This is a genomic window from Bifidobacterium sp. POST2/T3 (B1), assembly GCF_058197115.1.
Window position 1 is genome coordinate 1 of sequence record NZ_JBVPQK010000252.1, and the last position, 3,823, is coordinate 3,823.

Consider the following 3,823-nt stretch of genomic DNA (forward strand, 5'->3'; position numbering starts at 1 on the left):
TGGGAATCGAACCCACAAGCCGGTGAAGGCGGCGGATTTTAAGTCCGATGCGTATACCATTTCGCCACCGGGGCCATAACCCATAACGCCTTAGTATATCATTCACGCAGGAGGGTCCGACCATAATCCATGACCAGACCGTCCAGGAGGCCGTGCTCGCTAGCCACATAGGTGCCCGAAGCCAGCGCACTCGGACTGGCCTGGCCCAGACGTTCCAGCAGACGGTTCCAGATCAGGGCGCCACCGCCGATCACATCAACACGACCGGGGTGGATGGTCTTGAGTCCCCGACGCTCCTGCCGGCTCATGTTCAACACCTTGTCGTCAACCCGGCGAGCCGCTTCGACAGATATGGACTGACCATCGACGGCATGGCGATCGTAAACCTGGCATCCCAGGGCCAGAGCGCTCATGGTGGTGACCGTGCCGGAGACTCCGATCACACTGCCTACCCCAGCTACAGGGACCTTGTCGAAGGCCCGGTCGATCCAGCTGTCAACATCCTCAAGCGCCTGGCCGATCTGCACCTGGCTGGGCGGATCATCCAGCAGATGGCGCTCGGTCATCCGTACGGAGCCGATGTTCATTGAGTAGGAGGCCCTGACATGGTCAACAGGCAGATCGCTCCCGTCCCCGCCCAGGACCAGCTCGGTGGAGCCGCCGCCTAGGTCAACCACCAGGTATGGCGCAGGAGGCATGCCGTCGCTGCCCCGCTGCTCCAGCACACTGACCGCTCCCAAAAAACTCAGCGAAGCCTCCTGGGAACCGCTGATGACCTCGGGCGTGACCCCCAGGATGGAGCGCACCCCCTCTTCGAAACTTTCCCGGTTGTCGGCATCCCTGGTGGCCGAAGTGGCCACAAAGCGCAGGCCATCCACCGGGTGCTCCTGCAGTTGCTGGGCGAAGAGCCGACAGGCCTCAAAGGCCCGCTCCAAGGCCTGATCGGAGAAGCGATGATTGCGGTCCACGCCCTCCCCCAGTCGGATGACGCGCATCAGCCTGGGAGCCACTGGATGGAGCCCCTGCCGGTCTACCTGGGCTATCAGCAGACGTATGGAGTTGGTGCCACAGTCCACGCCCGCCACTGTTACCTGATCCATGGAAGCCCCCTTCATTGGTTCTCTTGCTGGTTCTCTTGTATGGATGCCTCGGCCCAGGGCTGGGCGCACCTGCAGACCTGCGGATCGAACACCGGACGCACCAGGCCTAGAACCCGGTCACCCAGTGGATTGACCCCAGGGCCCATAACCAGAGACTGAGCGGTCAGAGCATGCAGACACTTGACCCTCTTGGGCATGCCCCCGGCCGAGATTCCGACTATGTGACTCTCGTCGTCGCTCAGCCGCTGAGCCAGGGCAGAGCGGAAGGCCAGATAGAGCTCGTGGGCCCTACAATAGGCGCTGGCCAGATCCGGATCCGAACCAAGCTCGGTATTCCAGTCGGACATGATGCCGTCGGCCTCCAACCGTGAGACGGCCTTGACAGCCTCGGGGCTGGTCAAATAGCAGGTGGTCGGAAAGGGTGTGCCATCCTCCAGCTGAGGCCGGGTAATCACAGCCAGGGGGTTGCCACAGACGCAGCGGGCGCCCACGGCCACCATGCCCCGCGGAAAACGGCCCAGTTGCTGGTTAACGGCGGCTATCTGATCCGGTGTGGCCGGCGTCGCCAGAAGCTCCTGGACTCGATCTCTTACCATGGTCAGGTCCCGGTCAGTAACCAGGCTGGATGCTTTAGATTCGACCCGGACCTTGTCTACGGCTTGAGATTCCACTGCTGCCTGGGGCCTTTCCTGGGCCTTGATCACGCTGTCCTCATCTTTCCTGATTGTTTGCTGCTGCTAAGTTCATTAACCATTGGCGCGGCGAAATCCGAACCTTCGGAGTTCACTGCGTTCCCCTGCCCTTGAATGGAGAGGGACTATCAGATCCACCTGGACTGTTGGAACCAGTTGGACTGGCGGACCCATTCGGACTGGCTCCGTCGCCTGGTTGCTGACCTGTGCTCCCCTTGTTCCCATTGGCCGCCGGGTCCTGGTCGGCCTTGGCAAAGGAGTAGGCCATCTCCTGATACCAGGGCAGGGAGTTCTTCCTAGGGGCCCGGACCCCCTTGCTTCCGGCCTGGTCCTTGTCCTTGCTGCCCGTGACCGCCTCCGGATGCAAGACCCGGATGGCCTCCTCGTCGGGGAAGACGAATCCCAGCCGATCCCTGGCCTGGGCAGTTACATAGGCTTTGTCGTCCCAGCGCCGGATCTGGTTCTCCAAGTCACGCTTATGCTCGACTAGCTGGGCCTGCTGGTTGCGCAGGCCGTTGAGTTCGGAAAGATTAATGGCGTAGGTGTGGAAGGTGGAGACCAGCTGAATCAGCCCCAGGGCCACGATGATGACCGCCACAAAGAAGGTGATGGGTCCCGATGACCGCCTGCTTGTCCGCCGGTCGCCGCCGTCACGTTTGTTCTTGGCCATACCCATAAAAATACCCGTGGCAGCCGACGCGGACCGCCACGGGTGAAAGACTGTACGGCCGGGTCAAAACCTGCAAAGGCTTAAGCCCGGCCAGCAAGGCCTTACTTGGTGTATTTCTTGCAGGCCTTGAAGGCGCTGTAGCCGGCGTACTCGGCGGTGGAGCCCAGCTCCTCCTCGATCTCCAGCAGACGGTTGTACTTGGCGATGCGCTCACCACGGGCCGGAGCACCGGTCTTGATCTGGCGGGTGTTCTTGGCCACGGCCAGGTCGGCGATGGTGGTGTCAGAGGTCTCGCCGGAACGGTGGGAAACCATGGAGGTGAACCCGTTGGCGGTGGCCAGCTCGATGGCGTCCAGGGTCTCGGTCACGGTGCCGATCTGGTTGAGCTTGACCAGCAGGGAGTTGGCGGCCTTCAGGTCGATGCCCTTCTGCAGCCTCTTGGGGTTGGTCACCAGCAGGTCGTCGCCCACGAACTGCAGGCGGTCGCCCATGGCGGCGGTGATCTTCTGCCAGGCGCCCCAGTCCTCCTCAGCGAAGGGATCCTCGATGGAAACCAGCGGATACTTCTCGACCAGGCCCTGGTAATAGTCCAGCATGTAGTCAGCGTCGCGGTCCTCGCCGTCGAAGTGGTACTTGTCGGTGTCCTTGTTGTAGAACTCCGAAGAGGCCACGTCCAGGCAGAGGCCGATCTGCTTGCCAGGCTCGTAGCCGGCAGCCTGAATGGCGTCGACGATGTACTTCAGGGAGTCCTCGTTGGACTTCATCTTGGGGGCAAAGCCGCCCTCGTCGCCCAGGCCAGTCTCATGGCCGTCCTTCTTCAGGATGCCCTTGAGGGTGTGGTAGACCTCGACGCCGGCGCGCAGGGCCTCCCGGTATGAGTCGAAGCCGTAGGGGGAGATCATGTACTCCTGGATGTCAGTGGCGAAGTCAGCATGGGCGCCGCCGTTCATGATGTTCATGTTGGGCACGGGCAGGATGTGGCCGTTGGTGCCGCCTAGGTAACGGTAGAGAGGCAGTTCGGCGGACTCAGCAGCCGCATAGAGCGCAGCCAGGGAGACGCCCAGGATGGCGTTGGCGCCCAGCTTGCCCTTGTTGGGGGTACCGTCCAGATCAATCATGGTTTCGTCCAGGGCACGCTGATCGGTGGCGTCCATACCAATGACGTTGGGAGCGATGGTCTCATTGACCGCCTTGACGGCGTCCAGCACACCCTTGCCCTGATAGCGCTTCTTGTCGCCATCCCGACGTTCCCAGGCCTCGGCCTCGCCGGTGGAAGCACCGGAAGGAACCAGACCACGCCCCTCGGCGCCGTCCTCAGTCTGCAGAACGACCTCGACGGTCGGGTTGCCACGGGAATCAAG

At 62.2% G+C, this 3,823-nt stretch carries 4 protein-coding genes; all 4 read right to left on the reverse strand.

Annotated features, from left to right (window positions below; genetic code table 11):
• Positions 1–98 precede the first annotated feature (98 nt).
• Positions 99–1,100, reverse strand: a complete 1,002-nt coding sequence (locus AC0AP0_RS09985; protein ID WP_490430355.1) for a Ppx/GppA phosphatase family protein — start codon at positions 1,098–1,100, stop codon at positions 99–101.
• Positions 1,101–1,111: 11 nt separating this feature from the next.
• A complete protein-coding gene (locus AC0AP0_RS09990; RefSeq protein WP_490430356.1) occupies positions 1,112–1,804 on the reverse strand; it encodes a DUF501 domain-containing protein in 693 nt (230 codons plus the stop codon).
• Positions 1,805–1,883: 79 nt separating this feature from the next.
• Complete coding sequence (locus tag AC0AP0_RS09995) at positions 1,884–2,468, reverse strand: FtsB family cell division protein (RefSeq protein ID WP_490430357.1); 585 nt, start codon at positions 2,466–2,468, stop codon at positions 1,884–1,886.
• A gap of 95 nt (positions 2,469–2,563) precedes the next feature.
• The coding region (gene eno / locus AC0AP0_RS10000; RefSeq protein ID WP_490430354.1) for a phosphopyruvate hydratase at positions 2,564–3,823 on the reverse strand (1,260 nt) is incomplete at its 5' end.